The following is a 2,500-nucleotide window of genomic DNA, read 5'->3' as shown; positions in this document are numbered from 1 at the left end:
CCGTGCAGAAGAATCGCGACCGCCGCCGCTTCGATGTATCGACCATGCAGAAGGTGGGCGAACGCGAGGTGATTCGCACCCGCCCCTTCGAATATGTGCGCATGGCCCTGGCAGCCGACCACCCCGGCAGCAAGAAATATCCGGCCTTCAACGCCATGGCCATTTTCTCGGAAGGCCCGCCCCCGCCGCAGAATGCGAGCACGGGCCAGATCTATGGCGCCAAGGTGGAAAGCGAGGTCAGCCTCAAGACATCCGATTTCCCGCTCGCAACAGCGGAATTCGACACCTCATCCGACCTGACCGCCGACGAAGTGGAAAATGTGGTGCGCAGCACCGGGCTTTTGCTGACCGACGGCGACGTGCAGGTTGCCTCGCTCCACTATGTCGACCCCTTGCGTTTCGGCAACAGCGAATCGCCCTATGCGCTGACGCCGCCGCTCGATGTGCGCATCATCCAGGAAAATGTCAGCGTCAGTCCGCGCGTCGCGTCCGATGCCGTCAGCGCCGGCTTTTCGGAGGAGGTGATTCCCTTCCGCGAGGATGAGGAAATGTCCGACGCGCTGGCCAAGGCCGGCTATGACGGCCCCCACGCAGCGCAAATGGCCGAGGCGCTCGGCAAGCTGATGAACTCGACCGAGCTCAAGGCCGGCAGCGTTCTGCGCATCGGTGTTGAATCGCGCAATGACGAGGACCGGATCGTCCGCGCCAGCATTTATGACGGCACCGAGCATCTGCTGACCGTCGCGCTCGATGACCGCGACCAGTATGTGCCATCGAGCGAGCCGGAGATGACGCCGCTTCTGCGCACCGCCTTCGACGGCAGCGCCCCATTGCCCCGGATACGCGGCGACCTTCCCACTGTCTATGACGGCATCTACCGCGCGGCGCTCGCCTATGGCATGACCGAAACCATGACCAGCCAGCTCGTCAAGATGCTGGCCTCCGATGTGGACCTGCAGGCGACCATCACTCCATCGGACCAGATCGAGGCGTTCTTCTCTCTGCCTGAAGATTCCGAGACGGCGGGCGAAGAGTCGGAAATTCTCTATGTCGCCGCCACCTTTGGCGGGACGACCCGCAAATTCTACCGCTACCGCGCGCCTGACGGCACGACCGACTATTACGACCAGAACGGCAAGAGCGCCAAGCAGTTCCTGCTGCGCAACCCGGTGCCAAACGGTATCTTCCGCTCGCCTTTCGGCATGCGCCGCCATCCAATCCTTGGCTACTCGCGCATGCACACGGGCGTGGACTGGGCCGCCCCGCGCGGCACGCCGATCATCGCCGCCGGCAATGGCGTGGTGGAGCGCGCGGGCTGGACGAACGGCTACGGCAAACAAACGGTCATCCGCCACGCCAATGGCTATGAATCGAGCTATTCGCACCAGAATGCCATCGCGCCTGGGGTAACGCCCGGCGCGCGCGTGCGCCAGGGCCAGATCATCGGCTATGTCGGCTCGACCGGCCTCTCCACCGGACCGCATCTGCATTACGAAGTGTTGGTCAACGGCACCCGCGTGGACCCGATGCGCATCCGCCTGCCGGACAACAAATCCCTGAAGGGCAAGGAACTGGAAGCCTTCAAGCGCGAACGCCAGCGCATCGACCAGTTGCTGAACGACCAAGATGAGAATGGCACGAAGCTTGCCGCGACGGGGTCGTCGAGCGGGTAGGCTGGCAGCGCGCCCTTCAGTGTGAGCTTCACGTCGGTGAGACACCCCCTCTGCCCGGCCGGGCATCTCCCCCTCAAGGGGGAGATTAAAGCGTGATGATTTTAGTTAGAATCGAAAAGGGGGATTCCCTTTTTTGGGCAAATCAGATTCACCATTTAGGCCGGTGAAGGAGGCCGGTCTTTATGGCGAGACCTTTTTCCGATGATTTGCGGGATCGTGTTGTCGGCGCGGTGATGCAGGAGGGTATGTCGAGCCGAGCAGCGGCGAAGCGGTTCGGGGTTAGCATCAGCACCGCGATCAATTGGGTGCGGCGCTTTCGTCAGACGGGTAGCGCTGCGCCTGGGCAGATGGGTGGGCATAAGCCACGGAAGATTTGCGGTACGCATCGGGAATGGCTGCTCGAGCGCTGCCGGACACGGGCCTTTACCCTGCGCGGGCTGGTGGCAGAATTGGGCGAGCGTGGCCTGAATGTCGATTACCGCTCCGTCTGGACCTTCGTGCATGAGGAAGGGTTGAGTTAAAAAAAAGACGTTGGTCGCCGACGAGCGCGAGCGGCCCGACGTCGCCGCCCGACGGGACCGCTGGCTGAAGCATCGTCACCACGTCGATCCAGCCCGCCTTGTCTTCATCGATGAAACCTGGACCAAGACGAATATGGCGCCGCTCAGGGGCTGGGCACCGCGCGGCGAACGGTTGTTCGGTCAGGCGCCCTTCGGCCATTGGAACACCATGACATTCGTTGCCGCCCTGCGCGCCGATCGCGTCAGCGCGCCATGGATCATCGATGGCCCGATCAATGGCGAACGCTTCCTGATCTATGTGGAAAA

At 62.6% G+C, this 2,500-nt stretch carries 1 protein-coding gene and 1 pseudogene (1 of these 2 cut by a window edge); both read left to right on the top strand.

Annotated elements, in window-relative coordinates; genetic code table 11:
- Window positions 1-1,673 carry the 3' portion of a M23 family metallopeptidase gene (locus ACOWVG_RS19205; protein ID WP_420963987.1) on the top strand. The gene continues 286 nt to the left of window position 1, outside the view, so 1,673 of the gene's 1,959 nt are visible here — the last part of the coding sequence; the start codon falls outside the window, past its left edge; it ends in the stop codon at window positions 1,671-1,673.
- 182 nt (window positions 1,674-1,855) lie between these two features.
- A pseudogene (locus tag ACOWVG_RS19200) lies at window positions 1,856-2,500 on the top strand (IS630 family transposase); the annotation flags it as partial.

It is taken from the genome of Brucella sp. IR073, from assembly GCF_049065735.1.
Taxonomy (GTDB): Bacteria; Pseudomonadota; Alphaproteobacteria; order Rhizobiales; family Rhizobiaceae; genus Paramesorhizobium.
Note: the sequence above shows the minus strand (reverse complement) of the source record. Positions and strands in the feature narration are given on the sequence as shown.